The organism is Oerskovia sp. PE-21s (assembly GCF_056158145.1).
In genome coordinates this window covers 59575-86472 of record NZ_JBUXJM010000008.1, presented here as the reverse complement: position 1 = coordinate 86472, position 26898 = coordinate 59575, and the positions used below count along the sequence as shown (strand labels likewise).

The 26898-nt window shown below is 69.2% G+C and carries 21 protein-coding genes; 13 read left to right on the top strand and 8 right to left on the bottom strand.

What is annotated here, in order from left to right; all coding sequences use genetic code 11:
* Positions 1-110 precede the first annotated feature (110 nt).
* The 7 genes from ACZDYF_RS15550 (at position 111) to ACZDYF_RS15520 (ending at position 10314) form a co-directional block, all read left to right on the top strand.
* Positions 111-2294: a DUF6049 family protein gene (locus ACZDYF_RS15550; protein ID WP_475059011.1), complete on the top strand. Its 2184-nt coding sequence runs from the start codon at positions 111-113 to the stop codon at positions 2292-2294.
* 110 nt (positions 2295-2404) lie between these two features.
* Complete coding sequence (gene murJ, locus ACZDYF_RS15545; protein WP_377535648.1) at positions 2405-4132, top strand: murein biosynthesis integral membrane protein MurJ; 1728 nt, start codon at positions 2405-2407, stop codon at positions 4130-4132.
* Between the two features lie 59 nt (positions 4133-4191).
* Complete coding sequence (locus ACZDYF_RS15540; RefSeq protein WP_475059007.1) at positions 4192-6132, top strand: protein kinase family protein; 1941 nt, start codon at positions 4192-4194, stop codon at positions 6130-6132.
* 142 nt (positions 6133-6274) lie between these two features.
* Positions 6275-7321, top strand: coding sequence for a thioredoxin-disulfide reductase (gene trxB / locus ACZDYF_RS15535; protein WP_191791228.1), 1047 nt, complete (start codon positions 6275-6277; stop codon positions 7319-7321).
* Positions 7318-7644, top strand: a complete 327-nt coding sequence (gene trxA, locus ACZDYF_RS15530) for a thioredoxin (RefSeq protein WP_191791229.1) — start codon at positions 7318-7320, stop codon at positions 7642-7644. Before trxB ends, trxA begins: the two co-directional genes overlap by 4 nt.
* 223 nt (positions 7645-7867) lie before the next feature.
* Entirely contained in the window at positions 7868-9199 is a 1332-nt protein-coding gene (locus tag ACZDYF_RS15525; RefSeq protein ID WP_475059003.1) for an aminotransferase-like domain-containing protein, read from the top strand.
* A gap of 17 nt (positions 9200-9216) precedes the next feature.
* Positions 9217-10314, top strand: coding sequence for a D-alanine--D-alanine ligase family protein (locus tag ACZDYF_RS15520; protein ID WP_475059000.1), 1098 nt, complete (start codon positions 9217-9219; stop codon positions 10312-10314).
* 97 nt (positions 10315-10411) lie between these two features.
* On the opposite strand, the gene ACZDYF_RS15515 is transcribed toward ACZDYF_RS15520, so the two are convergent.
* The 8 genes from ACZDYF_RS15515 to rpmH form a co-directional block, all read right to left on the bottom strand.
* Positions 10412-11671 (bottom strand): ParB/RepB/Spo0J family partition protein, encoded by a 1260-nt coding sequence (locus ACZDYF_RS15515; RefSeq protein ID WP_475058997.1) that lies wholly within the window; start codon positions 11669-11671, stop codon positions 10412-10414.
* Positions 11668-12678, bottom strand: a complete 1011-nt coding sequence (locus ACZDYF_RS15510; RefSeq protein ID WP_191791261.1) for a ParA family protein — start codon at positions 12676-12678, stop codon at positions 11668-11670. Before ACZDYF_RS15510 ends, ACZDYF_RS15515 begins: the two co-directional genes overlap by 4 nt.
* Positions 12679-13023: 345 nt before the next feature.
* The gene (gene rsmG, locus ACZDYF_RS15505; protein WP_475058994.1) at positions 13024-13704 is read right to left on the bottom strand and encodes a 16S rRNA (guanine(527)-N(7))-methyltransferase RsmG; all 681 of its coding nucleotides are present in this window, start codon (positions 13702-13704) and stop codon (positions 13024-13026) included.
* Positions 13705-14626: 922 nt separating this feature from the next.
* Positions 14627-15148 carry a Jag family protein gene (locus ACZDYF_RS15500; protein WP_191791231.1) on the bottom strand — a complete coding sequence of 174 codons (522 nt, stop codon included), beginning with the start codon at positions 15146-15148 and terminating at the stop codon, positions 14627-14629.
* Between the two features lie 72 nt (positions 15149-15220).
* Positions 15221-16300: a membrane protein insertase YidC gene (gene yidC / locus ACZDYF_RS15495; RefSeq protein ID WP_475058991.1), complete on the bottom strand. Its 1080-nt coding sequence runs from the start codon at positions 16298-16300 to the stop codon at positions 15221-15223.
* A 59-nt stretch (positions 16301-16359) separates the two neighbouring features.
* Positions 16360-16677, bottom strand: coding sequence for a membrane protein insertion efficiency factor YidD (gene yidD, locus ACZDYF_RS15490; protein WP_475058988.1), 318 nt, complete (start codon positions 16675-16677; stop codon positions 16360-16362).
* The gene (gene rnpA / locus ACZDYF_RS15485) at positions 16674-17039 is read right to left on the bottom strand and encodes a ribonuclease P protein component (protein WP_475058985.1); all 366 of its coding nucleotides are present in this window, start codon (positions 17037-17039) and stop codon (positions 16674-16676) included. The genes yidD and rnpA overlap by 4 nt, the downstream gene beginning before the upstream one ends.
* A 6-nt stretch (positions 17040-17045) precedes the next feature.
* Positions 17046-17183: a 50S ribosomal protein L34 gene (rpmH, locus tag ACZDYF_RS15480; RefSeq protein ID WP_010849920.1), complete on the bottom strand. Its 138-nt coding sequence runs from the start codon at positions 17181-17183 to the stop codon at positions 17046-17048.
* 502 nt (positions 17184-17685) lie between these two features.
* Here rpmH and dnaA point away from each other — a divergent pair.
* From dnaA to gyrB, 6 genes are all read left to right on the top strand, one after another.
* Positions 17686-19113, top strand: coding sequence for a chromosomal replication initiator protein DnaA (dnaA, locus tag ACZDYF_RS15475; RefSeq protein WP_191791235.1), 1428 nt, complete (start codon positions 17686-17688; stop codon positions 19111-19113).
* A 1315-nt stretch (positions 19114-20428) separates the two neighbouring features.
* Complete coding sequence (gene dnaN / locus ACZDYF_RS15470) at positions 20429-21559, top strand: DNA polymerase III subunit beta (RefSeq protein ID WP_138826994.1); 1131 nt, start codon at positions 20429-20431, stop codon at positions 21557-21559.
* Positions 21560-21608: 49 nt separating this feature from the next.
* A complete protein-coding gene (gene gnd / locus ACZDYF_RS15465) occupies positions 21609-22508 on the top strand; it encodes a phosphogluconate dehydrogenase (NAD(+)-dependent, decarboxylating) (RefSeq protein WP_475058977.1) in 900 nt (299 codons plus the stop codon).
* A 168-nt stretch (positions 22509-22676) separates the two neighbouring features.
* Positions 22677-23891 carry a DNA replication/repair protein RecF gene (gene recF, locus ACZDYF_RS15460; protein ID WP_400274949.1) on the top strand — a complete coding sequence of 405 codons (1215 nt, stop codon included), beginning with the start codon at positions 22677-22679 and terminating at the stop codon, positions 23889-23891.
* Between the two features lie 55 nt (positions 23892-23946).
* Positions 23947-24465, top strand: a complete 519-nt coding sequence (locus ACZDYF_RS15455) for a DciA family protein (protein ID WP_225227219.1) — start codon at positions 23947-23949, stop codon at positions 24463-24465.
* Positions 24466-24811: 346 nt separating this feature from the next.
* Positions 24812-26851, top strand: coding sequence for a DNA topoisomerase (ATP-hydrolyzing) subunit B (gene gyrB / locus ACZDYF_RS15450; RefSeq protein ID WP_307823900.1), 2040 nt, complete (start codon positions 24812-24814; stop codon positions 26849-26851).
* Positions 26852-26898: the final 47 nt, after the last annotated feature.

Below are 26898 nucleotides of genomic sequence, written 5' to 3'. Positions count from 1 at the left end.
CCCGCGCCTCGACGCACGGTCTGGCAGCAAACGGCCCCCGCCGGACCGACGGCCGCACCGCCCTCGGCACGACGCCACCCGCCCCGAGCCGACGGTCGGCCCGCTCTCACGTGCGAGCCTTCCTCGCGCCGTTGCTCGCCCTAGGGCTCGCCGTGCTGCCCTCGGCCGCCCTCGCGGCAACGCCTGCCGAGGTCGTGACGGGGGCCCGGGCCACGTCGGTCGAGGCGAGCACCCTCGCCACCGACACGGACCCCACGGCGGCCCCGGCCGACGAGGGAGACGAGGCAGACGAGGGAACGGTCACGACGACGCTCGTGTCGATGTCGCCGACCACGGTGCAGCCCGGCGACACCCTCACGATCGTCGTGCGGATCCACAACGGCACCGAGGACAGGCTCAAGGCTCCCCGTGCCACGCTCGGCGTCAGCTGGCGGCCCGTCGGCACCCGGTCCGCCCTCGAGGCCTGGGCCGACGCCCCCGTCTCCCAGCAGCCGGCCGGGCGCATGACCACCGAGGACGTCGACCCGCTCGCACCGGGCGAGGACGCCACGGTCACGTTCGAGGTGGCCGCCGACGACCTCAACCTGGAGCCGGGCTCGACGTGGGGGCCTCGGCCCCTCTCCGTCATGGTCGAGGAAGGCGGCGAGCGGCTCGACGTCCTGCGCACCTTCTTCCTCTGGGGCGACTCGCAGGCCCCCGTCCCGGTCCGGGTCAGCATGATCGCCCCGGTCACCGGCCCCGCTCTCTCCCTGACGAGCACGACCGGGACCGCCACGTCGAGCGTCGACGTCCGCGCCGTGGACGAGGCTCTGGGAGCCGACCGACGGCTGGGCAGGCTCCTGTCCGCCACGGCCCAGGTCCCCGAGATCGCGTGGGCGCTCGACCCCTCGCTCCTGGCGGCCGCCGAGACGTCGCCGGACACCGACTCGCAGGCATGGGCTGCGGCGGTGCGCGACGGTGCCGCCGGCCGCACGGTCTTCGGCCTGCGACCCTACGACCCGGACCCCGCCGCCTATGCGCGGGTCGGCGCGCTCCTGCCCGCCACCACGACCCCGCTGCCGGGCGGTGCGATTCCTGATACCGCGTGGCGGACCGACCTCGTCTACCCGGCCGACGACGTCCCCGACGTGCAGACGGTCCGCACGGCCGTCCAGTCCGGCTCCCCCCTGGTGGTCGTCCGGGGCGACGGGCTCGCCCCCGAGAGCTCGGTGAACTACACCCCGAACGGCCTGGCCACCGTCCCGACCGACGCAGGCCCCGCGACCGCGCTGGTCGCCGACGCCGCTCTCACCCAGGACGTCGAGGACGCGACCCGTGCCGGGCGCGACGCCGACGACCCGTCCACGGCCGACGCGACGCAACGGCTCCTCGCCGACCTGGCGGTGGCAGCCTCCGAGCGACCGACCGAGGCTCGACACGTGCTCGTCGCCCTCCCGCGCTCGTGGGACCCGGACCCTCACGCCCTCACGTCCGTCCTCGATGCCCTGGCAGAGGCGACCTGGGTCGACGTCGCCCCGGTCGACGACCTCCTCGGCTCGGCGGTCCCGGACGTCGCGCGCTCCCCGCTGCCCGAGTCCTCGGTGAGCGAGGGAACGCTGCCGGTCTCCCAGATGAACGAGCTCCAGCGCGCCCGGACCCAGACGGCGGACTTCGCCACGATCACCGCCGATCCCGCGGCCATCGCCCAGGAAGCGGAGCCCGCCCTCGTCGTACCCACCGCGGTCGCCTACCGGTCGCTTCCCGACGACCGGACCGTCGCGGTGGACACCGCGGTGAAGGATGCGGCACTGATCCGGTCCGCCGTGTCGATCGTCCCCCGCGAGCTGGACGTCACCCTGATCAACACGTCGGGCAAGATCCCCGTCTGGGTGCGCAACACGCTCGACCAGCCGGTCACGATCCAGGTGGCGCTCCGTCCCGACAGCGGTCTCCTGAAGGTCGTCTCCTTCCCGGTCGGGCCCGTCCCGGCAGGCGCCGAGGTCGCCTTCAAGGTTCCCGTCCAGGCCATCGGCAGCGGTGACGTCGAGGTCGAGGTCGAGCTTCTCGCGGTTCCTTCCGGCGCCGTCGTCTCGCCCTCCTCGGCGTTCGTCGTCCAGGTGCGCGCCGAGTGGGAGAACACGGGGACCGCGATCTTCGCCGGGCTCGTCGCTCTCCTCATGATCGGCGGCATCTGGCGCACCATCCGACGCGGCCGGTCGCCGCGCCGCGTCGCCGAGATGACGCCCGCGGCGGGTGTGCCGGGAGCCCACGGGGTGGCGGCGTCGTCGGGCCGCTCGACAGGGCACGACGAGTGAAGCACCTCCGACCTACCGGGACCACGCGGGCAGGACGCCCCCGTCCCGACGCCGCCATGGCCCCCGTCGAACCCGCTGACGAGACCGAGACGCCGACCGGCGAGCCCGCCGTGGCCACCACCCCGAAGAGCAGCCTCGGTCGCAGCTCGGCGCTCATGGCCTCGGGCACCGCGGTCTCCCGTGTCCTCGGACTCGTGCGCAACGTCCTCCTCGTCACCGCGATCGGCACCACCGGCCTCGCGGCCGACGCGTTCGACGTCGCCAACAAGATCCCCAACGTCCTGTTCGCGATCCTCGCGGGAGGCGTGCTCAACGCCGTCCTCGTCCCGCAGATCGTCCGTGCCTACCGCTCCAAGAACCCCCAGGAGCGTCTCGACAAGCTCCTGACCCTGTCCGGGGTGCTGCTCCTCGGACTCAGCCTGATCCTCACCGCGGGTGCCGCGGTGATCGTGACCCTCTACACCGACGGCTGGGGCTCCGCGCAGTTCTCGCTCGCCGTCGCGTTCGCGTTCTGGTGCACCCCGCAGCTCTTCTTCTACGGTCTGTACACGCTCCTCGGGCAGGTCCTCAACGCGCGTGGCCAGTTCGGCCCGTTCATGTGGGCCCCCGTCGTCAACAACATCGTCTCGATCGTCGGGTTCGGTGCCTTCATCGCGATCTACGGGCCGTACGCCACGGGCGCGGCCGACGACCTCGGCACCTGGGACGGCACCAAGATCGCCGTCCTCGCCGGGACCGCGACCCTCGGGGTCGCGTCGCAGGCCCTCATCCTCCTCGTGCCCCTGTGGCGCGCGGGGTTCCGCTGGCACTTCCGGCTCGGGATGCGCGGCATCGGGCTGCGCTCCGCCGGACAGGTCGCGATCTGGACGTTCGGCGCGGTCATGCTCGAGCAGATCGGCGTCCTGTTCACGACCCAGTTCGCCTCGAGCGCACCTGCGGCCGCACTGCGCGAGACCTTCGGTGCCTACGACGGCGACCCCCTGACGAACGGCGTCGTGACCGGCGTGGTCACGGGCGCCCCCGAGGCCTTCGCCGTCGCGGGCAACGCCGCCTACACGCAGGCGCTCATGATCTACCTGTTGCCGCACTCGCTCGTGACGGTCTCGATCGCCACGGCCCTGTTCACCGGGATGAGCGCCGCCGCGGGCGCGGGCGACTTCGCCCGGGTGCGGCACGACCTCTCGCGCGGGGTGCGGACCGTGGGTGTGTTCACGGTGTTCGCCACGGCCGTCTTCGCGATCCTCGCCCTGCCGATCACCAAGCTCCTGCTCATCAACGTCACGCCCTCGAGCGCCGTGGCGGTCAGTCAGATCCTCGTCGCCATGGCCTTCGGCCTCGTTCCGCTGGGTGGGATGGTCCTCATGAAGTGGGTGTACTACGCCTACGAGGACGGCAAGACGGTCTTCTGGATCCAGGTGCCGGCGACGATCGCGCTCGTCGGGGTCGCCTGGCTCGCGACCCGCACGCTCGACCCCGTGTGGTGGGTCGTCGGGGTCGGGGCGGCGATGTCGCTGTCCAACGTCGTCGCCGTCCTGCTGCGGACCGCGGGACTTCGACGCAAGCTCCATGGTCTCGACGCCTTCCGGATCGTGCGGATGCACGTCAAGACCGCCCTCGCGGCCGGGGTCAGCGCGGGGATCGGCTGGGGGGTCCTCCAGCTCTTCGGAGACCTCTACGGACTCTCGTGGCTGCGGGCTGCTGTGGTCACTACAGTCGTCGGGATCGTCATGACCGCCGTGTACATCGGCGGCCTCAAGGTCATGCGGGTCCGCGAGCTCGATCAGCTCGCCGACCCGTTGCTCCGCAAGCTCGGGCGGCGACGCCCGACCACGAGTTAGAGGACGCCCGTACCATGTGGGGGGAAGATGTCGACGGCAAGAAAGTTCGAGGTGGGCAGGTGACCGCAGCAGGACCCGGCACGACACTGGTGGGCCGCTACCTGCTGGGTGAACGGCTGGCGAGCGACCTGGTCGACGTCACCGCCTGGTCCGCGCACGACTCGGTCCTGAACCGTTCCGTGCGGGTCTCGCTGCTCGCCGGCGAGCACGTCGCAGAGGCCATCGACTCGGCCCGCCGGGCCGCGCTCGTCGCCGACCCGCGACTGACCCGGGTGCTCGACGTCGGGACCGACGACGGTGTCGCCTACGTCATCACCGAGCCGTTCGCCGGGATCACCCTGTCCGAGGTCGTGGCGGGCGGGATCGTCGACGCCCAGCAGGCGCGCGCCATCGTCGGCGAGGCTGCGGCCGCGCTCGAGGTCGCCCGCCGGCGCGGCGTCCACCACCTGGCACTCCGACCGGAAGCCCTGCGGGTCGACGGGGACCGCGTCGTCGTGACGGGCCTCGGGCTCGACGCGGGCATCAGCGGACAGGACCAGCACGACGCCGACGAGACCTCGCGAGCCGACACCCTCGGCCTCGTCGCGCTGCTGTACTACGCGATGACGGCACGCTGGGCGGGACCCAGCCTCGACGTGCCCTGGATCAGTCCTGACTCGGTCCACCCGCTCCCCGCCCAGCGCGACGCGGCAGGAGTGCTCCCGTTGTCGACGCTCGTCCCTGGGGCACCGACGGACCTGTCGGACCTGTGCACCAAGGTCTTCGCCGACGCAGAGGCCTCGCACACCCGGGCAGGCACAGACGGTGGCGGGTCGACGAACGACGACACCCAGGAGTTCGACAGCCTCGCAGCACCGCCCTCGTCGCCGGCCGACCTGGTGAGCGCCCTCGCGCCCTGGGGGGCGCTGTCCGTCGTCGCCGCTCTCCCGACGTTCGTCCAGCCGCCCGCCCCGACCACGCCGAACCGGGTCAGCCGGCAGTCCATCCGGAGCGCGTTCGACGTCCCGCTCTCGACACCGCCAGGCACTCCGCCCCCCGCGGTCCCCTTCCACCGGCCCACGACCGGGCGGATCCACCGCGTGCCCCTCACGGGCGCCTCCGCGCTCCCTGACGGTGCCAGCTACCCCGCGCCCACCTACGCCGACGCCCCCGTCGCGTACGCGGCATCGTCCGCTCCGACGACGGGCGCCTACCCGACCCAGGTCGCCTACCAGCAGCAGCCCCCGACGGGGTCTCACCCGACGGCCCCACCGCCCCCGCCGGTCGCCCCGGTCACGGCGCAGCCCACCGGGCACGGCCCCGCCGTCGACCCCGCGGCCGGACCGCGGACCGGTCCCTTCGCGACGACGAGCGCCAAGAAGACCAGCGTGAAGAGCACCTGGATCATCATGCCCGTCATGCTCCTCCTGGTGATCGCCGCCGTCGTCTGGGGCGTGAAGTCCGGTCTCGGTGGTTTTGGCGCCGTCCTCACGCCGGGATCGGCTCAGGGTGGGTCGTCCACGACCGGCTCCCAGCCCCCCGAGACGGCCCCCGACGACGGCGAGGTGCCGGTGAACACCGAGCCCCTCCCGATCGCCGCAGGCGGTCTGCTGGACCCGGACGTCGCGAACCCTGACGACGTCGGCGAGAAGCCCGAGTCCGTGCCCCTCGCGGTCGACGGCGACCCGACGACGTTCTGGTACACCTACTCGTACAACACGGCGGCCTTCGGCGGCAACAAGACCAAGACGGGCTACACGTTCACGCTCGACGACGAAGCGACCGTCCAGCGCATCGTGCTCGACACGAACAACACGGGTGGCCGCGTCGAGGTCCGAGCCGTCACCGACGACGCGCCCACGGGTGGCGACGTCCTCGCATCGGGGACGTTCTCGGACACCGTCGAGCTCGCGCTCGACCCCGCGACCGAAGGCACCACGTTCGTCCTGTACATCACGGAGCTCCCGACGAACGGTGACGGCAAGTTCCGCGTCGAGCTCAACGAGATCACGGTCTACTGACGTCGTGGCCGCACCCTTCGGGGTGCTCAGCCACGACGTCGGTGTCGACCATCCATCGGCCCACCGACCGACGGTGCCCTCGGAACAGAACGACGCCGCTCGGCGTTGGACCCGGTGCACCACCCACCACTGAGGAGTACACGTGACGGAACAGACCCCCACGACCGCCCCGCGGAACGTCATCATCGTGGGTTCGGGCCCCGCCGGGTACACGGCCGCCGTGTACGCCGCGCGCGCGGGCCTCGAGCCCCTGGTCCTGGCGGGTTCGATCACCGCGGGTGGCGCTCTGATGAACACGACCGAGGTCGAGAACTTCCCTGGGTTCCCCGACGGCATCATGGGCCCCGAGCTCATGGACAACCTGCAGAAGCAGGCCGAGCGCTTCGGTGCGCAGGTCGAGTGGGACGACGCGATCGAGCTCCGGCTCGACGGCCCGGTCAAGACGGTCGTCACCGGGAACGGTGAGACCTACACGGCTCGCGCAGTGATCCTCGCGACCGGCTCGGCGTACCGCGAGCTGGGCCTGGAGGACGAGAAGCGACTCTCCGGCCGCGGTGTCTCCTGGTGCGCGACGTGCGACGGCTTCTTCTTCCGCGACCAGCACATCGTGGTCGTCGGCGGCGGCGACTCCGCCGTCGAGGAGGCCACCTTCCTGACCCGCTTCGCGTCGAAGGTCACGATGGTGCACCGTCGTGGCGAGCTCCGCGCCTCGAAGATCATGGCCGACCGGGCCAAGGCCGACCCCAAGATCGAGTTCGCCTGGAACAGCGAGGTCGTCGGGATCCACGGCGAGAACAAGGTCGAGTCGCTCACGCTGCGCGACACCCTCACGGGTGAGGAGCGTTCGATCGACGCGACCGGCCTGTTCGTCGCGATCGGGCACGACCCCCGCTCCGAGCTCGTCAAGGGGCAGATCGACCTGGACGACGACGGCTACATCCAGGTCGTCGGACGCACCACCGCGACCAACCTCGAGGGCGTGTTCGCGTGCGGCGACGCGGTCGACCACACGTACCGCCAGGCCATCACCGCGGCCGGCTCGGGCTGCTCTGCGGCGCTCGACGCCCAGCGCTACCTCACCGAGCTCGTCGACGCGATCGAGGACGCCGAGGGGCTCCCCGAGATCGCCGGCACGCCCGAGTCCCCCGCCCCCGACGAGCTGCCCCGCGCACTGGAGGAGATCCGATGAGCAACACCGTCAAGGTCACCGACGACACCTTCAAGTCCGAGGTTCTGGAGTCGGACATCCCCGTCATCGTGGACTTCTGGGCCACCTGGTGCGGGCCGTGCCTGCAGATCGCACCGATCCTCGAGGAGCTGGCCGGGGAGTACGCCGGCAAGGTCAAGATCGCCAAGCTCGACTCCGACGAGAACCCCGCGATCACCGCGGCGTACGGCGTGATCTCGATCCCCACGCTCAACTTCTACTCCGGTGGTGAGCTCGTGAAGTCGATCGTGGGAGGACGGCCCAAGCGCATCCTCGCCGAGGAGATCGACGCGCTCATCGCCTGACGCTCTCGCCCGCGCGATCTGCGGGCAGTCCCGGAGGGGCGGTCGGTCCGGTGGACCGACCGCCCCTCCGGCGTCTGGGCTCGCCGCTGGTGGCATCTGGTCGGGACGGGCTGTCCGTCACCCGGGCCGGCCGGTGACGGGCTGGTCCCACAGGCTCCCTGCGGTCGTCCGGTCAGCGGCCCCTTCACGGTTTCCACCGATCCGCCGTGGGAGACTGGGGAGCGTGAGCACGACACCGACGCACCCCGCTCAGCCTGCCGCCTCGGGCGGCACCCGCCTCGACCCGTGGTTCGGCGCCTACGCCGAGCGCGCCCACGGCATGCGAGCGTCGGAGATTCGCGCCCTCTTCGCGGTCGCGAATCGCCCCGAGGTCGTCTCGCTCGCAGGTGGCATGCCCTACCTCGAGGGACTTCCCCTCGACGTGATCGCGGACGCGATGCAGAAGCTCGTCGCGACGCGCGGCACCACAGCGCTGCAGTACGGCTCGGGCCAGGGCGACGAGTCGCTGCGCGAGAAGATCGTCGACGTCGTGCGCCTCGAGGGCATCGACTGCCACCCGGACGACGTCGTGGTCACCACGGGGTCCCAGCAGGCTCTCGACCTCGTGACGCGCATCTTCATCGACCCGGGCGACGTCATCGTCGCTGAGGCACCCAGCTACGTGGGGGCCCTCGGCGTCTTCCGGTCCTACCAGGCCGACATCGTCCACGTCCCGCTCGACGAGCACGGTCTGATCCCCGAGGCCCTCGAGGAGACCCTCACCCGGCTGGCCGCCGAGGGTCGGCGCGTCAAGCTCCTCTACACCGTTCCCAACTTCCACAACCCTGCCGGCGTGACGCTCTCGGTCGAGCGGCGGCCCCGCATCCTCGAGATCGCCCAGCGGTTCGGGGTGCTGGTGATCGAGGACAACCCGTACGGTCTGCTCGGCTTCGACGGCGACCCGTTGCCCGCGATGCGTTCGCTCGACGACCAGGGCGTCCTCTACCTGGGCTCCTTCTCCAAGACGTTCGCTCCCGGCTACCGGGTCGGGTGGGTGGTCGCCCCCCACGCCGTCCGAGAGAAGCTCGTGCTCGCCAGCGAGTCGGCGATCCTGTGCCCCTCGAACGCCTCGCAGCTCGCGATCGCGACCTACCTCGACACCTGTGACTGGCAAGGCCAGATCAAGCAGTTCCGCGAGCTCTACCGGGAACGACGCGACGCCATGATCGGGGCCCTCTCGGAGCACCTCCCGTCTGCCTCCTGGAACGTCCCGAACGGCGGGTTCTACACCTGGGTCAAGCTTCCGGACGGGCTCGACGCGCGGTCCATGCTCCCCCGCGCGGTGACGGCCCGCGTCGCCTATGTCCCGGGGACGGCGTTCTATGCCGACGGGACGGGCGCGGACCATGTCCGTCTCTCGTACTGCTTCCCGACGCCGGAGCGCATCAGGGAGGGGGTCCGGCGGTTCGCCGGGGTCGTCTCTGCCGAGCGCGAGCTCGTGGACCTCTTCGGCACCTCCGGCGCCCAGGACCCGGACCTGACCGACGTCGAGAACCCTGGCCCCAACCTCGCGTGAGCGCCACCCCTGCCCGCGTGAGAAACCTGCTGAACGTCGAGAGGACCAAGACCGTGGGTACCGCTGCGGAATCACAGATCGTCACCGAGGACGTCGCCGAGCTCGCGCCGGCCGATCACCCCGCCTCGCGGGACGGGGGCGCTTCGAAGAACGAACCGCGCCCTGTCGAACGAGTTGCCGTTCTCGCGGGGGGGCTGTCGCACGAGCGCGACGTCTCGCTCCGCTCGGGGCGCCGTGTCGCCGACGCCTTGCGTGGTGCAGGCCTCGAGGTGACGGTGCACGACGTCGATGCGTCCCTCCTCCCGTTCCTCTCCGAGGAGAAGCCCGACGTCGTCTGGCCGCTCCTGCACGGCGCGAGCGGGGAGGACGGCTCGATCCGCGACGTCCTCGAACTGCTCTCCCTCGACTACGTAGGGACCGGTCCCCGGGCATCGCGAGCCGCCTGGAACAAGCCCATCGCCAAGAACGTCGTGCTGGGCGCGGGCCTCTCGACCCCGGACTACGTGACTCTCCCCCAGAGCCTCTTCCGCGAGCTTGGCGCTCAGCCTGTGCTCGACGCCATCGTCGGTCGCCTGGGGCTCCCCCTCGTCGTGAAGCCGACCAGAGGGGGCTCCGCGCTGGGCGTCACGCTCGTCCGCCGTGCCGAGGACCTGCCTCGTGCGATGGTCGACTGTTTCTCCTACGGCGACATCGCCCTTATCGAGCGTGCCGTCGAAGGCACCGAGATCGCCGTGAGCGTCGTGGACGGTCCGGACGGCCCCGAGGCGCTCCCAGCAGTCGAGATCGTGACCGAGGGCACCTACGACTACGACGCCCGCTACAACCCGGGCCGCACCAGCTACTACGCCCCCGCCCGACTGGCTCCCGAGGTCGCTGCGCGCGTCGAGGAGACGGCGGTCCGCGCCCACCTCGCTCTGGGCCTGCGTGACCTCTCGCGATCGGACCTCATCGTCGACGCCGACGGCGTTCCGCACTTCCTCGAGGTCAACGTCGCGCCCGGGATGACGGAGACCTCGTTGTTCCCGCAGGCAGTTCATGCTGCGGGGCGCGATCTAGGGGACCTCTACCGCACGATCGTGACGCAGAGCGCGGTGCGTCAGGGTTCCCAGCGCTGACCGCTTCTTCCTCGACGAACGTCATCGGCCCCGATGAGCAGCTGCTCATCGGGGCCGATGTTTCACGTGGAACGTCGGGGATCTGCCCGAGTGGCACCTACCGGCGCAGCAGGCCCGGATCCTGGGGTGCCATGAGGTCGAGGATCCTGTTGAGGTCCTCGACCGATGCGAACTCGACCGTCAGCCGGCCCTTGTTCTTCCCGAGGTCGACCTTGACGCGCGTCTCGAAGCGGTCCGAGAGTCGGGATGCCAGCTCGTCGATCGCCGCACTGCGCTGGCCCGGTCTCGGCGTACGCTCCACAGGACGCTTCGCATCCAGTCCCCCGAGAGCGACGATCTCCTCCGTGGCTCGCACAGAGAGCCCTTCGGAGACGATGCGCTGAGCGAGGCGTTCGATCTCCGCACCATCCGTCAGACCGAGCAGCGCACGGGCGTGCCCGGCGGAGAGAACTCCGGCCGCCACTCGACGCTGGACCAGTGGCGGCAGACGCAGCAGGCGCAGCGTGTTGGAGATCTGCGACCTGCTCCGGGAGATGCGTGTACCCAGCTCCTCGTGCGTGCAGCCGAAGTCGTCGAGCAGCTGGCGGTATGCCGCAGCCTCCTCCAACGGGTTCAACGCACTACGGTGCAGGTTCTCGAGAAGCGCGTCGCGCAGGAGGTCAGCGTCGTCCGTCTCGCGAATGATCGCGGGAATGACGTCCAGGCCCGCTGCCTGGGTCGCCCGCCAGCGCCGCTCGCCCATGATGAGCTCGTAGCCCCCGGGGTTCTCGGGGTCGCGGCGGACGACGACGGGCTGCAGGACGCCGATCTCCCTGATGGAGCCGACGAGCTCGTCGAGCTCGCCCTCGTCGAAGACGGTGCGTGGCTGACGAGAGTTCGCCCGGATCAGCCCCACGGGCAGTTCTGCGAACGTCGCCCCCGGCACCGGCACGAGGTCGGCCGGTGCCGGCTCGGCCGAAGCGTCCGTCGTCTCCGTCGTACGTGTTTCACGTGAAACGTCTGCCGGCGCGCCGTCAGCCTTGGTGGGCTCGCTGTCGCCTCCGGTCGCTTCGATCGACGAGGGTGTCTCGGCCCGTGCCACCCCCTGCTCGGTGCTCGTGCTGGTGAGCGCGACGAGATCCACCTCGTCGACGCCCCCGAGCGAGGCCGGCGAGTCGGCATCCGTGCGCTCGATGGTCAGCACGGGAGCACCGGATTCCTCAGTCTCCCCTCCCCCGGAGTCCGGACCCGCGGGGGGGCTGGACTCCGCCACACGCGGCGCGGAGGGGAAGAAGACGTCCACCGGACGTTCACGCTCAGGACTGGTCGGAATCAATGCTCCGAGACCACGACCGAGCCCACGGCGCTTCTCACTCATCGTGCATCCTCCTGGTAGCTAGGCAGCACTGCCCATCGCTCGGCGAGGTAGTTCTGCCGTGAGACGTTGCGAGACGCTCCGTCGACGGTAGGGACAGGCAAGGGTTCAGGGCGGCCGCGATCCGCGACCTCGCGTGCAGCCTCAAGGTAGGCGAGAGCGCCCGTGGAGCTCGGGTCGTACGTGATGACACTCTGACCGTGGCTAGGGGCCTCGGAGATCCTCACCGAGCGCGGGATAGACGTCTTGAGGGTCTGCTCGGGGAAGTGTTCACGCACCTCAGCGGCGACCTGCTGCGCGAGGTTGGTGCGACCGTCGTACATCGTGAGCAGGATCGTGGAGACGTGCAGCCGCGGATTCAGGTGCGCCTTGATGAGCTCGATGGTCTTCAGGAGCTGGCTGAGCCCCTCGAGGGCGTAGTACTCGCACTGGATGGGGATCAGCACCTCGCGCCCGACCACGAAGGCATTCACGGTCAGCAGACCGAGACTTGGCGGGCAGTCGACGAGGACGTAGTCGATCGGCTCCAGGCCTTGGGCGACACGTTCCTCCAGGAAGTCGTCGACCGCCTTCCGCAGCCGTGTTTCACGTGAAACCAGCGAGACCAGCTCGATCTCCGCCCCCGACAGATCGATCGTCGCGGGCACGCACCACAACGTCGGAAGGTCTGGGCACTGCTGGACCGCTGAAGAAAGTGGCGCGCCATCGACGAGGACTTCGTAGACCGAAGGTGTACCCGCACGATGCTCGACCCCGAGAGCAGTGGATGCATTGCCCTGCGGGTCGTTGTCGATCACCAGCACGTTGAGCCCAGCCTGTGCGAGCCCGGCTGCCAGGTTGACAGTCGTCGTCGTCTTGCCGACGCCGCCCTTCTGATTGGCGATGGTGATGACCCGTGTCGAAGCCGGACGCGGGAAGCGTCGCCCGTGGAGATCGATCCGGCGACGGGCATCGATCGTGAGCTGCGCCGCCAGAGGGGTGTCGTCATCCATCTCGGGGAGGCTCGCCATGAGTTCCTCGCGCCGACTCTCGTCGAACGCGGCGTCCGACGGGTAGCCCTCGGATGTTTCACGTGAAACGTTCGCGAGATACGTCATGTCCCGACTCTCGAACGGGATGTCCTGCTGCTGGTCGGAACTCTCAGTCACGCCCATCTCCCTCACTTGACCTACTCCAGCATGCGCCCCACCACAGCCTCATTCATGGACCGCCGGACGCGTGTCGTCACCGAGTCTCACCGTCGGGACCCGGGCTCTGCCACCCTATGCGGTGCGCTCCTCCCCCTGGTCTCCACTCACCGTGGCTCCCACGTGACGGACGCGGGGTCACGTCGCGTAGGGCCTGAGGGGCACCGTTCAGACCTGAACAGGCGTGCGCCGGATCCGGAGCACGGTTGTCGGCTCGACGCCGTCAACACTCGACGCTTCGAGAATCTCCGGCTCTTCCGTCTTGTACTTGCGGAGCACCTTGCGCGCCGGCTCGATCTCCTGCGCCACATTGCGCCCCTTGAGGACGACCATCTCCCCGCCACGCTCCACCAAGGGAAGGGACATGCGCGCCAGCTTCTCGAGGGCGGCAACAGCACGCGAGGTCACTGCGTCACATTGGAAGGCGCCGTGATACTCCTCGGCGCGCCCTCGCTTGATCTCGACGTTGGAGAGTCCGAGATCCTCGACGACCTCGGACAGCCACGCGCAGCGTCGTTCCATCGGCTCGATCAGAAGTACCTCTGCGTCAGGGCGCATCACCGCAATGACGATCCCGGGAAGGCCCGCACCGGATCCGATGTCGGCGATCGTGCCGGTCACAGGAAGAAACTGGACCACCGCTGCGGAGTTGAGGATGTGCCGCTCCCAGATGCGCGAGACCTCCCGCGGACCGATCAGCCCACGCAGCTCCCCCTGGTCGTGCAGCAGATCTGCGAAGCGGGCGACAAGCGGGTACGCCGCACCGAAGTACGCCTGGACTTCTGGAGAGTCGGCGAGTGTTTCACGTGAAACACTGCCCTCGACGGCGTCGCTCATCTCGTGGGTCATCTACTCCTCTTTCGGTGCTCAAGCTCCCAGGGGACGTCGGACGATGCCGAACGGTCCGGGTCCATGGTGTCACGTCTCGCACGGCTGTGGCGCGATGCCCGGCCAGGCCGGCAACACGTCGAGCCGAGGTGGTCTCGATGCAGCCGGAGGCGTAGCGATGGGCAGGGCGCGGCCCCAAGAACTCGCTGTGCCAACGACCACCGGATCTCGCACAGGACGGCGGAACCTGCGCGCACGCGGGGTTGGATGGGCGGTGCGATCAGCCCCCACGCCGTGAACCTCCACGTACCCCTGGCGACCCGAGCCCCGGGGACCCTCGTTTACCCCCGCCGAGCGCGGCGATTCCCGGCAGAACCGTCAACTCGCCTCAGGCGACAAGCCGTCGAACGCGGCTGCGTCTTGGGGATCAGACCTCCGCGATGCTCGACGAGCGATGCGTGCTTCTCGTGCCCCGATCCGTGGCGACCTCCGGAGCGAACCTCGAGGCGGGCCGACCGAGCGTCGAACCTGCTCGTCCCGCTACTGGCAGGCGATGGGAGATCGTCAGGAACTGACGGTCACCCCCCAGGGACCGCCTCACCTACCGGCAACCAGTTCGTGGGTCGTCATCGGGCCGTGCTGCTGTCGTGTTCGGGGCGCTGTGCAGTCCCACCGTCACGGCGGGGGCCCGTGCCTCGTCCCGCGTCTCGACCTTGTAGACGGCCGTGAGCATCGGCCGCAGTGCGATCGACAGCCGGGGACACCTCAGGCTGCGGCCACGCTCCCCTGCGGGGGACGCAGGGTGCCGGTCACCTTGCGACGCCCGTCCTGGCAACGATCTCGGCTTCACATGAACTCATCGGGCGACCGTCGGTTTACAACACACAGCGGCCCGGTGTTTCACGTGAAACACCGGGCCGCTGTGGAGACGAGACGAACGAGGTCAGGAAACCTCAGCGGGACGGATCACGACGTAGCGCTCCGGGTCCGTGCCTCGCGAGTCACTGCTCAAGCCGGCTGCTGCGACGACGTCGTGGACGACCTTTCGCTCAAAGGCGTTGAGCGGATCCATCGACAGCTCGGAACCCGACTCGCGCACCTTCGCGATCGCCTTGGTCGCGAGCTCGGTCAGCTCGATCTTGCGCTGCGCCCGGAAGCCAGCGATGTCGAGCATGAGCCGACTCCGCTCGCCGGTCCGTGCCTGGACCGCGAGCCGCGTCAGCTCCTGGAGCGCGTCCAGGACCTCCCCCTCCTTGCCCACCAGGTGGCGCAACGAGGTCGGCTCGTCGGCGACGATCTCGAGTGCTGCGCGCCCGTGGTCGATGTCGATGTCGATGTCGCCGTCGAGGTCGGCGATGTCGAGGAACTCCTCGAGGTAGTCCGCTGCGACTTCGCCTTCCTCCTCGAGACGCGTCATCTCGTCGGGTGCGTGATCTTCGGCAGCGGGTGCGTCGGTCGACGACATTGCTGACTCCTTGGGGTCATGAGAACCCCGGGGTCTCGAAGGAACCTCGGCGCTCTCGGAACAGGACTGGGGCTACTTCTTCGGCTGCTTCGGCTTCGGGGAACCCTTGCCGGTCCCCTTGGCCGGACCGTCAGTCTCACCATCGACCGGGGCATCGTTGACCGGGGCATCGTTGACCTCGGCAGACGGAGCCGTCGTTCCGTTGATGATGCGAGGCGTGCCTGGCTTCTGGCGGTCCTTGCGCTTGGGCTGCTGACGCTGGCCGCGGGGCTGCTCGATGACCGGAGCCGCCTCCTCGACGATGCCCTTGGCTGCGGCCTTGCGAGCCTTGCGCTCCTTCATGAGACGCTCGGCCTCGGATCCCGGAGCGGGCATGCGCTTGATCGTGTAGAACTGCTGGCCCATGGACCAGAGGTTCGTCGTGGTCCAGTAGACGAGGACACCCACGGGGAAGTTCACGCCGGAGACCGCGAAGATGAAGGGGAAGACGTAGAGCATCATCTTCTGCGTCGACGCCATGGGGCCCTCGAGCGCCGACTTCGGCATGTTTTTCATGGTCAGCTGGCGCTGCGTGAAGAAGGTCGTGGCACACATCGCGACGATGAGGACGCCGATGACGATCTTCGCCTGCATGTCGTCGGTCTTGAGGAAGATGTCCGAGAGGTGCGCCCCGAACAGCGACGAGCTCTCGATGTCGCTCGCGACGCTCGCGTCGATCGGACCGATGGCCTTGGCATCACCGTTGGAGATCGGCACCAGGCCGTTGAGCACGCGGAAGAGTGCGAAGAAGATCGGCGACTGGAGCAGGATCGGCAGGCACGACGCGAACGGGTTGGTGCCGTGCTTCTTGTAGAGCTCCATGGTCTCGCGACTCATGGCCTCGCGAGACGCCGGGTCGGACTTGCCCTTGTACTTCTTCTGGATGGCCTGCATCTCGGGCTGCAGCATCTGCATGCCACGAGAGGCCTTGATCTGCTTGAAGAAGAGCGGGATCAGCAGGATACGGATGATGATCACGAGGCCGACGATCGAGAAGACCCAGCCGAGCCCGGGGCCGTCGCCCATGCCCAGGAACACGAGCCCCTGGTGGCACAGGTACATGATCCACGCCACGACCCATTCGATCGGCGCGAGGAACGCGAAGAAGTCCATCCGTACTACTCCCTAACCTTCAACAAACTGGGTCCTGACCGGCGTCGCCGGCAGGAGGACTAGTGCGAGTGCTTCCTCAGCGCCTCGGGAACGTCGTCGACGCCCCCCTTGCTCCAGGGGTTGCACCTCAGCAGCCGCCAGACGGCGAGCCGTACGCCTCGCAGCACACCGTGCCGTCGTATCGCGACGAGCGCGTACTGCGAGCACGAGGGGTAGTACTTGCAGGTGGGACCCGTCATCGGTGAGATGACGCTCTGGTACGCCCTGATGAGTCCCACCAGCACGAGCAGCGGGATCCGCTGGACGAACCGCCACGACCGGGCGATCCAGCCCGGTGAGTTGATCCCTGCAGGTTCGGCCTGGACCGTGGCGCTCATGCGTCGGCCGATCGACGGTCCCACTGGGCGACGGCGCGCTTGATGCAGGACGCGAGGTCCTGGTCGAGCCGGGCGTAGTCGCTGTCGGACGAGGCCGGAAGAGCCCGCACGACGACACGGGACCGTGGCGGCAGTGCGTCGAGGTACGCCGAAGACGCGGCGCGCAGGCGCCGCTTCACTGTGTTTCGGTGCACGGCGTTGCCCACGGCATTGGAAACGACAAAACCGACCTGTGGTGGCTCGTCGCCCCCAGGGTCTTGGGAGAGATGAACCACCACGGTCGATCGTCCCGCGCGCACGCCACGTCGCACCGCCCGTTCAAAATCTACGGAACGGCGCAAGCGGTGCGCCGCGGGTAGCACCTGCTGTCAGGCAGAGAGCTCGGCGCGGCCCTTGCGACGACGGGCTGCCAGGATGGCGCGGCCGGCGCGGGTGCGCATACGCAGCCGGAAACCGTGGGTCTTCGCACGGCGCCGGTTGTTCGGCTGGAAAGTCCGCTTGCTCACGAGGTACTCCAAGAACGTCGGGGAGGTACACCGTCTATGTCCTCGACGATGCAGTGCTACAGCTGGAAGGGATGCAGTTCTGCACCCCAGCCGCCCGTGTACCCGCCACGATCAGTCCGTGGATTCGCCCCCGTGAGGGCGCGCGAAAGTACCTGGAACGGCTGTCTGACGTTACGCCGCGGACCCCCCTCGGGTCAAACCCGGGTTCCACGACGCCGAGCCTGTCATGATATGTCGTGCAGCGACCGGTACGTCTACCCTGGTCCTGGCGTGAGAGGCCGAGTCCCGCGAGAGAGGCCGAGCGGGGCACCACCCTCCGCGCCGTCACCCTCTTGTCGAACGACCGTCCATCACCCGACCACCGGTCGACGGCCGCCATGCTCGGGAGCGTTGCGAGTACTCCCCACAGGTTGTGGAAAACTATGTGGATAACGGGTCCGCGTGGCACACTCCAGACTGATCCTGATCATCATGCAGCACCCGACGACGAAGGAATCACCTGGTGTCCAACCCCGACGAGAACATCGCAGACGTCTGGGCTCAGACCATCGCCGTCCTCGAAGCCAGCCCCGACATGACGCCGCGCCAGATCGCCTTCATCAAGCTGGCCAAGCCGCTCGCGATCCTCGACGACACCGTCTTCATCGCCGTCCCGCACGAGCAGACGCGAACCTACCTGGAGACGCGGGTCCGCGACGAGCTCGTCTCCGCGATGGCGGGAGCGCTCGGCAGGGACGTCCGCTTCGGGATCACGGTCGACCCCGAGCTGGCCGCCGAACCGCCGTCGCCGGCGGCGCTCACCGCCAGCGTGCCCGAGCCGCCGATGCAGGTCCACGTCGAGCCCGAGCGCGAGCGCATGCTCCCCGCACCGGTCCCGCAGCGCCCGCACGCGGAGCCGACCCGTCTGAACCCGAAGTACATCTTCGAGACGTTCGTCATCGGCTCCTCGAACCGCTTCGCGCACGCCGCGGCCGTCGCTGTCGCCGAGGCCCCGGCCAAGGCCTACAACCCCCTGTTCATCTACGGGCAGTCCGGTCTGGGCAAGACGCACCTGCTCCACGCGATCGGGCACTACGCGCACAACCTGTACCCGAACGTGCGGGTGCGTTACGTGAACTCCGAGGAGTTCACCAACGACTTCATCAACTCGATCGGCGAGGGCAAGGCCGGGGCGTTCCAGCGCCGCTACCGCGACGTCGACGTCCTCCTCATCGACGACATCCAGTTCCTGCAGGGCAAGGAGCAGACGATGGAGGAGTTCTTCCACACCTTCAACGCGCTGCACAACGCCAACAAGCAGCTCGTCATCACGTCGGACCTGCCGCCCAAGCAGCTCAACGGCTTCGAGGACCGCCTGCGCAGCCGGTTCGAGTGGGGTCTCATCACCGACGTCCAGCCCCCCGACCTCGAGACCCGTATCGCGATCCTCCGCAAGAAGGCCGCGAGCGAGCGCCTCGCCGTCCCGACGGACGTCCTGTCCTACATCGGTTCGAAGATCTCGACGAACATCCGCGAGCTCGAGGGCGCCCTGATCCGCGTGACCGCCTTCGCGAACCTCAACAGGCAGCAGGTCGACCTCGCTCTCGCGGAGATCGTCCTCAAGGACCTCATCACCGACGACGACGCGTCCGAGATCACGCCCGCGAGCGTCATCGCCCAGACGGCTGCCTACTTCGGCCTGACGATCGAGGACCTGTGCGGCAGCTCGCGCTCTCGTGTCCTGGTCACCGCGCGCCAGATCGCGATGTACCTGTGCCGCGAGCTGACCGATCTCTCTCTGCCGAAGATCGGTCAGCAGTTCGGCGGCCGCGACCACACGACGGTCATGCACGCGAACCGCAAGATCACCGAGCAGATGGCCGAGCGTCGCTCGACGTACAACCAGGTCACCGAGCTGACGAGCAGGATCAAGCAGCAGCACCGGGGCTGAGCCCCGGCCGTGCCGCGAGCGGTCGCGCTCGCTGGATGAGGGTCGCCCTGGGTGGGGTGGGTGGGGATGTGCCCCGCTCAACCCTCCGCGCCCTCGTTCCTCGGGCGCTCTCGCCAGGCCCACGACGAGCGGCGCACCCTGCCCCACCCCAGGTCGACGCACCTTGTGCGTAGCGCAGCCTCTGGCGAACACCTGCCACCTGGGCTGCGGTGACCTCACCCCTCCGCCCAGCACACGGTGCCCCTGCGCTCCGCGTACACCTCCGCCCAGTCGTCCAGCGGAGCGCTCGTCCACGCGGGCTGGACGTCGTCCACAGCGCCTGTTCACACGGCCTGAAGAACGTCCGATCCGGAGCGCCGGTACCCGCAGACCCAGCAGCCTGGCGTCCTCGGACTGATGTCACCGGTGTCATCGTCCCCAGCTCGCAAGGAGGCCTGCTGCCTGTTATGCACCTTAAGCGGCTTTCCTGTGGATGAACTTCCGCCGGGTCTTCTACGTCTGTGCACAGAGGCCCGACGCCGGCGCGCGTCCCCGAGATGACGGCTCTCCACAGTCCTGTGGATGCACAGGCAGTTCATGCCCATGTGTACAAGTGCCGGTGGATATCCGCTTGTCCCCATAGTTGTCCACAAGGCCTGGGGGTATGTCCACCGCTCGACGCCGGCCGTCCCCAGATCAGCATCACTGCGTCCCCAGCGGCCTGTGTACAGGGCACTCTGTGCTGTGTACAGATCGCTCGCCGGAGGGCCTCCCCCACAAGCTTGTGCACCTACCTGTGGATAACTGTGGACGACGGGGCACATCGTGTGGACAGAGGAGGTCCCGTCGGTGGACGGTGATCTGTGGACAACTCGTCGTCAACAGTGCCTGCGATTTACCCACAGGCCCGTACCCACTTCGTCCACACGCAGAATCGGCCTCTGACCTGCGCGAAGACCCGTTTTCCACACTTTGCACAGCACCGATGACTACGACGAATGATCTCTAAGCAGGAAAAATCCACACGCCTTCATCTGGTCCCGGGCCGTTCGAGCTGCCTCATCTCGCATCTGTGACGGCCATCACATCGAGCCCGGGCAGGCGCAGGACGGGCACCGATCCACAGAGCGTGCCAGAGGTACCGGGCAACGCCGGGTCTCGCGTAGGGTTCATGCGGGCACGACGACCCGAACAGGTCTTGCCCTCCCCGACGGCGAGGAGGGTGACGCGAGAACACGCGACGTGCGATCTTCATGCACAAGCGAACTCACCCCTGTGTACCGCGCGGTCGAGTGCCTGACATGTGAAGATCGATCCATGGACGAGAGGGTGTGGGATGAAGTTCCGGGTTGAGCGTGATGTCCTGGCCGACGCAGTGACCTGGACGGCCCGTACGTTGCCGACGCGGCCTCCGGCGCCCGTCCTTGCAGGGGTACGCATCGAGGCCGACGCGGTCGGCACCATCGGGCTGTCGAGCTTCGACTACGAGGTGTCCGCACGCTCCGAGATCCCCGCAGAGGTCGTCGAGCCGGGGACGGTCCTGGTGTCCGGTCGCCTCCTCGCGGAGATCTCTCGCGCGCTGCCCGCCAAGCCGGTGGACTTCGCGGTCGAGGGCAACAAGGTGATCGTCACGTGCGGCGCGAGCCGTTTCACGCTCCTCACCATGCCTGTGGAGGACTACCCGGCGCTGCCGGCGATGCCGGAGCTGTCGGGCACCGTCTCGGGCGACGAGCTGACGCACGCCGTGGCCCAGGTGACGGTGGCCGCGAGCCGCGACGACACGCTGCCGCTGCTGACGGGCGTGCGCATGGAGATCGACGGCGAGCGGATCACGCTGCTCGCGACGGACCGCTACCGTCTCGCGCTGCGCGAGCTCACCTGGACCCCGTCCTCCCCCGACTTCAACGCGGTCGCCCTCGTCCGCGCGCGCACGCTCAACGACGTCGCTAAATCCCTGGGCAGCTCGGGCCTGGTCAACGTGGGTCTCACGGCGGGCTCGGGCGTCGACCTCATCGGCTTCGAGGCCGGGGGCCGTCACACGACCTCCCAGCTCGTCGACGGCGACTACCCTGCGGTCCGCCGGCTCTTCCCGGACGAGACCCCCATCCACGCGGTCATGGCGACCGCCCCGCTGATCGACGCGGCGAAGCGTGTCTCGCTCGTCGCCGAGCGCAACACCCCCATCCGCCTGTCGTTCACGGACGGTCAGGTCGTGCTCGACGCGGGCCAGGGGGACGACGCGCAGGCGTCCGAGGCCCTCGAGGCCGTCCTGGTGGGCGAGGAGATCTCGGTCGCGTTCAACCCGCAGTTCCTGCTCGACGGCCTGGGGGCGCTGGGTACGGACTTCGTCCGACTGAGCTTCACGCACCCCAACAAGCCGGTCGAGTTCACCGGTCAGGAGTCGTTGGACGGCGAGGACTCGTCGCACTACCGCTACCTGCTGGTCCCCATCCGCTTCGCGAGCTGACGGCGACCACGCCGCGCACGGCTCGAGCTCTACGGTACGGAGGCACGCGATGGTCACGCACATCGGACTGGTCGGGCTCGGCAAGATGGGCGCGAACATGCGCACCCGTCTGCGCGCGGGCGGCATCGAGGTCACGGGGTTCGACCAGAACCCCGAGGTCTCGGACGTCGCCTCGCTCGCGGAGCTGGTCGCCGCGCTGCCCCCGGGGCAGCGGTTCGTGTGGGTCATGGTCCCCTCGGGGCCCGTCACGCGCGGCGTGGTGACCGAGCTCGCGGGACTGCTCACGGACGGCGACGTCGTGATCGAGGGTGGGAACTCCCACTTCTCGGACGACTCCGAGCATGCCGCGCACCTCGCCCCGCTGGGCATCGGCTACCTCGACGTCGGCGTCTCGGGGGGCGTCTGGGGGCTCGAGAACGGCTACGGCCTGATGGTGGGCGGTGACGCGGCGCTCGTCGAGGCCGCGATGCCGGTCTTCGACGTGCTGCGCCCGGAGGGGCCGCGCGAGGAGGGCTTCGTGCACGCCGGGGCGGTGGGGGCCGGTCACTACGCGAAGATGGTCCACAACGGCATCGAGTACGGCCTCATGCAGGCCTATGCCGAGGGGTACGAGCTGCTCGAGGCCAAGGACATCGTCACGGACGTCCCGGGGACCCTCAAGGCCTGGACGCGTGGCACCGTCGTGCGGTCGTGGCTCCTGGACCTCCTGGTCAAGGCGCTCGAGGAGGACCCGGAGCTGGGCGAGATCAGCGACTGGGTCGAGGACTCGGGCGAGGGCCGCTGGACCGTGGACGAGGCGATCGACAGCGCGGTGCCGCTCCCCGTGATCTCGGCCGCGCTCTTCGCCCGGTTCGCCTCGCGTCAGGGCGCTTCGCCCGCGATGAAGGCGGTCGCGGCCCTGCGTCAGCAGTTCGGCGGGCACGCCGTGAAGCCTGCCGGCGGTTCCTGAGGCGGAGGTTCTCCCTGCCCGACGACGTCGATCGCCCGGTAGGTCGTCGCACCGGGGAGGCCGCACACTGGTAGGCGTCGTCCGGTGCCCTCTCCACAGGCCGTCCACTTGCTGTGGGCGGACCGCACCGGCACGACCAGACGAACCGACCCGACGCCGTAGGACCTGATGTACATCTCTCACCTCTCGCTCGCCGACTTCCGCTCGTACACGTCCGTCGACGTCGAGCTCGAGCCTGGTGTGAACGCGTTCGTCGGGCCCAACGGTCAGGGCAAGACGAACCTCGTCGAGGCGATCGGGTACGTCGCCACGCTGGGCAGCCACCGGGTGCCGTCCGACGCGGCACTGGTCCGTGCGGGGGCCTCACGAGCCGTGGTCCGGGCGCGGATCGTCCGGGGCGACCGGGCGAGCACGGTCGAGATCGAGATCGCCGCGGGCAAGGCGAACCGTGCGCGGATCAACCGTGCACCGGCGGGCAAGCCTCGTGACGTCCTGGGCATCGCCCGGACGGTGCTCTTCGCCCCGGAGGACCTGGCCCTGGTCAAGGGTGACCCGGACGGCCGTCGACGGTTCCTCGACCAGCTCGCGGTGCTCCTGGTGCCGCGGTTCGCGGGGGTCCTCTCGGACTACGACCGGGTCCTGCGCCAGCGCAGCGCGCTCCTCAAGTCGGCGGGCGGGGCGATGCGTGCGTCGCGCTCGTCGACCCCGGACCTGCGCACGCTCGACGTGTGGGACGCCAAGCTCGCGGCGACGGGGGCGGAGATCGTCGCGCTGCGTCTCCAGCTCGTCGCGGCGCTCCAGCCCTACACCGCCGCCGCGTACGAGCAGGTCAGCTCGGGGCAGGGCGAGGCGCACATCGCCTACCGGTCCTCGGTCGCGGCCGCCCTCGAGGACGTGGGCGACGCCGTCGGGCAGGACGGCCGGCCGCAGACCGTCGAGTCCCTCGAGGCCCAGCTCCTGGAGGCCATGGCCTCCTTGCGCAGCAAGGAGATCGAGCGCGGGGTGTGCCTCGTCGGCCCGCACCGGGACGACCTCGTCCTGACCCTGGGCGGTCTGCCCGCCAAGGGGTACGCGAGCCACGGCGAGTCGTGGTCGTTCGCGCTCGCGCTGCGCCTCGCGTCGTACCGGCTCCTCACGGACGGGGCCCCGGAGGCGGCGGGCTCGCTCCTGTGGTCGCCGGACTGGGGGCCCGACGGCGAGCCCGTCCTCCTGCTCGACGACGTGTTCGCGGAGCTCGACGTGCGTCGCCGCAACAAGCTCGCCGACCTCGTCGCGGGTGCCCACCAGGTCATCATCACGGCGGCCGTGCCCGAGGACGTGCCCGCGCAGCTCTCGGGGCTGCGGCTCGACGTGCACGACGGTCAGGTGACCAGGCGTGCGTGAGGCCGAGGAGCCCGCGAAGGACGGCGAGGACGAGGAGCACCGCCGTCCCCCGGGTCTGCCTGTCGGCGAGGTCGTGGACCTCACTCCTCCTGCACAGGTCGCGCGCGAGGCGCTCAACCGTGCGCGCGCGGCCGCACGGGCGAAGGGCATCCGGCCGGGTCAGCCGTCGCGACGCGTCCTGGCGGACCCTCCGCCGTCCACAGGTGCGCGCCCGGGGGGCCGGGACCCGCAGACGTTCGGGGCGGTAGTGCAGCGGCTCCTGCACGAACGCGGCTGGGTCCAGGACGTGTCGGTCGGTGGGGTGATCGGGCGCTGGCGCGAGGTGGTCGGCGACCAGGTGGCCGACCACTGCGAGCCGGAGACCTTCGAGGACAAGGTGCTCGTCGTCCGCGCGGACTCGACCGCGTGGGCCACCCAGGTCCGCCTGCTGACGCCTCGGCTGCTCGAACGTCTGGCCCAGGAGGTCGGCGAGGGAGTCGTGGAGACCGTGACGGTCCTCGGCCCGACCGGACCGAGCTTCCGGCGCGGACCGAAGTCCGTCCGGGGCCGTGGACCGCGCGACACGTACGGCTGACACGCTGCCCGATTCGACCTGGTTTGCCCACCCAGAGGCCCCGCGGACCCGCATCGTCGGTGGATAGATCCCCCACCCTGTGGAGAACCTTGTGGAGAACTTGCCTCCAGGGCCTCATAATCCGCTGTTTCGGCCACCTCCCAGGTAGAATGGAGAGGTCATTCCGGGTACCTCCGCACGCACCGACTGGTGCACCGCGCGAGCCGGAACCGATGAGCCGTGCAGCGATCCTCCCCAGCGGGTGAACCTGTCGCGTGCATGATGACGAGGAGCGCTTCCGCCCGTGGCAGACCACACAGACAACGTCCCTTCCAGCCTGCCCCCGGAGAGTGGTGGAGGGCCGGGCGTGGACCGGGATCCCTCTGGCGGCACGTACGACGCGAGCAACATCACGGTCCTCGAAGGCCTCGAGGCGGTGCGCAAGCGACCCGGTATGTACATCGGGTCGACCGGTGAGCGCGGACTCCACCACCTCGTGTACGAGGTTGTGGACAACTCTGTGGACGAAGCCCTCGCGGGGTACGCCGACACGATCGACGTGACACTTCTGGAAGACGGAGGTGTACGAGTCACGGACAACGGCCGCGGCATCCCCGTCGCGATCCACCCGACCGAGGGGAAGCCCACGGTCGAGGTGGTCATGACGATCCTGCACGCCGGCGGAAAGTTCGGCGGTGGCGGCTACGCGGTCTCGGGTGGTCTGCACGGTGTGGGCATCTCCGTGGTGAACGCGCTGTCGCGCAAGGTCCAGACCGTCGTCAAGCGCGACGGCTACACCTGGAGCCAGCGCTTCAAGGACGGTGGCAAGACGGACGGACCGCTCGTCAAGGGCGAGGCGACGACCGAGACGGGCACGACCCAGACGTTCTGGGCCGACCCGGAGATCTTCGAGACGACCGAGTTCGACTTCGAGACGCTGCGCTCGCGCTTCCAGCAGTACGCGTTCCTCAACAAGGGCCTGCGCATCACGCTCACGGACGAGCGCCGCCAGTTCCTCGACACCGACGACGAGGTCACGGGTCAGGTCGCCGACCCCGCGGAGGACCTCGTCGCGGCTCCGGAGGGCGAGGACGAGTTCAAGCCCCGCGTCGTGTCGTACAAGTACGACGACGGGCTCGTGGACTACGTGAAGCACCTCAACTCGGCCAAGAAGGTCGAGCTGATCCACGACGAGATCATCGACTTCGAGTCCGAGGACAAGGAGCGGCGCATCTCGGTCGAGATCGCGCTCCAGTGGACCGGCTCGTACTCCGAGTCCGTGCACACGTTCGCCAACACGATCTCGACGACCGAGGGCGGCACGCACGAGGAGGGCTTCCGTGCGGCCATGACCTCGTTGGTCAACGAGTACGCGCGGGCCAAGGGCATCATCAAGGAGAAGGACGACAACCTCACGGGTGACGACATCCGCGAGGGCCTCACGGCCGTCCTGTCGATCAAGCTCGGCGAGCCGCAGTTCGAGGGGCAGACGAAGACCAAGCTCGGCAACACCGAGGCCAAGTCCTTCGTCCAGCGTGTCGTGCGCGCTCAGCTCACGGACTGGTTCGACTCGCACCCGACCGAGGCGCGCGACATCATCCGCAAGGCGATCCAGGCCTCGCAGGCGCGGCTCGCGGCCCGCAAGGCGCGCGAGGCGACCCGCCGCAAGGGCCTGCTCGAGTCGGGCGGCATGCCGGGCAAGCTCAAGGACTGCCAGTCGAACCGGCCGGAAGAGTGCGAGGTCTTCATCGTCGAGGGCGACTCGGCAGGTGGCTCGGCGGTGCGTGGACGCAACCCGCACAACCAGGCGATCCTGCCGTTGCGCGGGAAGATCCTCAACGTCGAGCGGGCGCGCCTCGACCGGGCCCTGGGCAACAACGAGGTCCAGGCGCTCATCACGGCCTTCGGGACCGGCATCGGCGAGGACTTCGACATCGCCAAGCTGCGGTACCACAAGATCGTCCTGATGGCCGATGCCGACGTCGACGGCCAGCACATCTGCACGCTGCTGCTGACGCTGCTCTTCCGGTACATGCGTCCGCTGATCGAGCACGGCCACGTGTACCTCGCCCAGCCGCCGCTGTACCGCCTCAAGTGGTCCAACGCGCCGCACGACTACGTGTACTCGGACCGGGAGCGCGACGCGTTCCTGCTCTCCGGTCAGGCCGCGGGCAAGCGCATCCCCAAGGAGAACGGGATCCAGCGCTACAAGGGTCTCGGCGAGATGGACTACTCGGAGCTGTGGGACACGACCATGGATCCCGAGCACCGCACGCTCAACCAGGTCACGCTCGACGACGCCGCTGCCGCGGACGAGATCTTCTCGATCCTCATGGGCGAGGACGTGGAGTCGCGCCGCAACTTCATCCAGCGCAACGCCAAGGACGTGAGGTTCCTGGACATCTAGCGTGCGGTCGTGGTCGGTGCCACGGAGCGGTCGGGTCCTCGACCCGG

Bases quoted from the DNA above. Each gene is read 5' to 3' on its own strand.
- ACZDYF_RS15510 (WP_191791261.1), bottom strand. From the start codon at position 12,678: ATGGCGAGCCTCCCCGAGATGGATGACGACACCCCTCTGGCGGCGCAG.
- ACZDYF_RS15500 (WP_191791231.1), bottom strand. From the start codon at position 15,148: ATGTCGTCGACCGACGCACCCGCTGCCGAAGATCACGCACCCGACGAG.
- yidD (WP_475058988.1), bottom strand. From the start codon at position 16,677: ATGAGCGCCACGGTCCAGGCCGAACCTGCAGGGATCAACTCACCGGGC.
- ACZDYF_RS15515 (WP_475058997.1), bottom strand. From the start codon at position 11,671: ATGAGTGAGAAGCGCCGTGGGCTCGGTCGTGGTCTCGGAGCATTGATT.
- rsmG (WP_475058994.1), bottom strand. From the start codon at position 13,704: ATGACCCACGAGATGAGCGACGCCGTCGAGGGCAGTGTTTCACGTGAA.
- gnd (WP_475058977.1), top strand. From the start codon at position 21,609: ATGGTCACGCACATCGGACTGGTCGGGCTCGGCAAGATGGGCGCGAAC.
- dnaN (WP_138826994.1), top strand. From the start codon at position 20,429: ATGAAGTTCCGGGTTGAGCGTGATGTCCTGGCCGACGCAGTGACCTGG.
- trxA (WP_191791229.1), top strand. From the start codon at position 7,318: ATGAGCAACACCGTCAAGGTCACCGACGACACCTTCAAGTCCGAGGTT.
- yidC (WP_475058991.1), bottom strand. From the start codon at position 16,300: ATGGACTTCTTCGCGTTCCTCGCGCCGATCGAATGGGTCGTGGCGTGG.
- recF (WP_400274949.1), top strand. From the start codon at position 22,677: ATGTACATCTCTCACCTCTCGCTCGCCGACTTCCGCTCGTACACGTCC.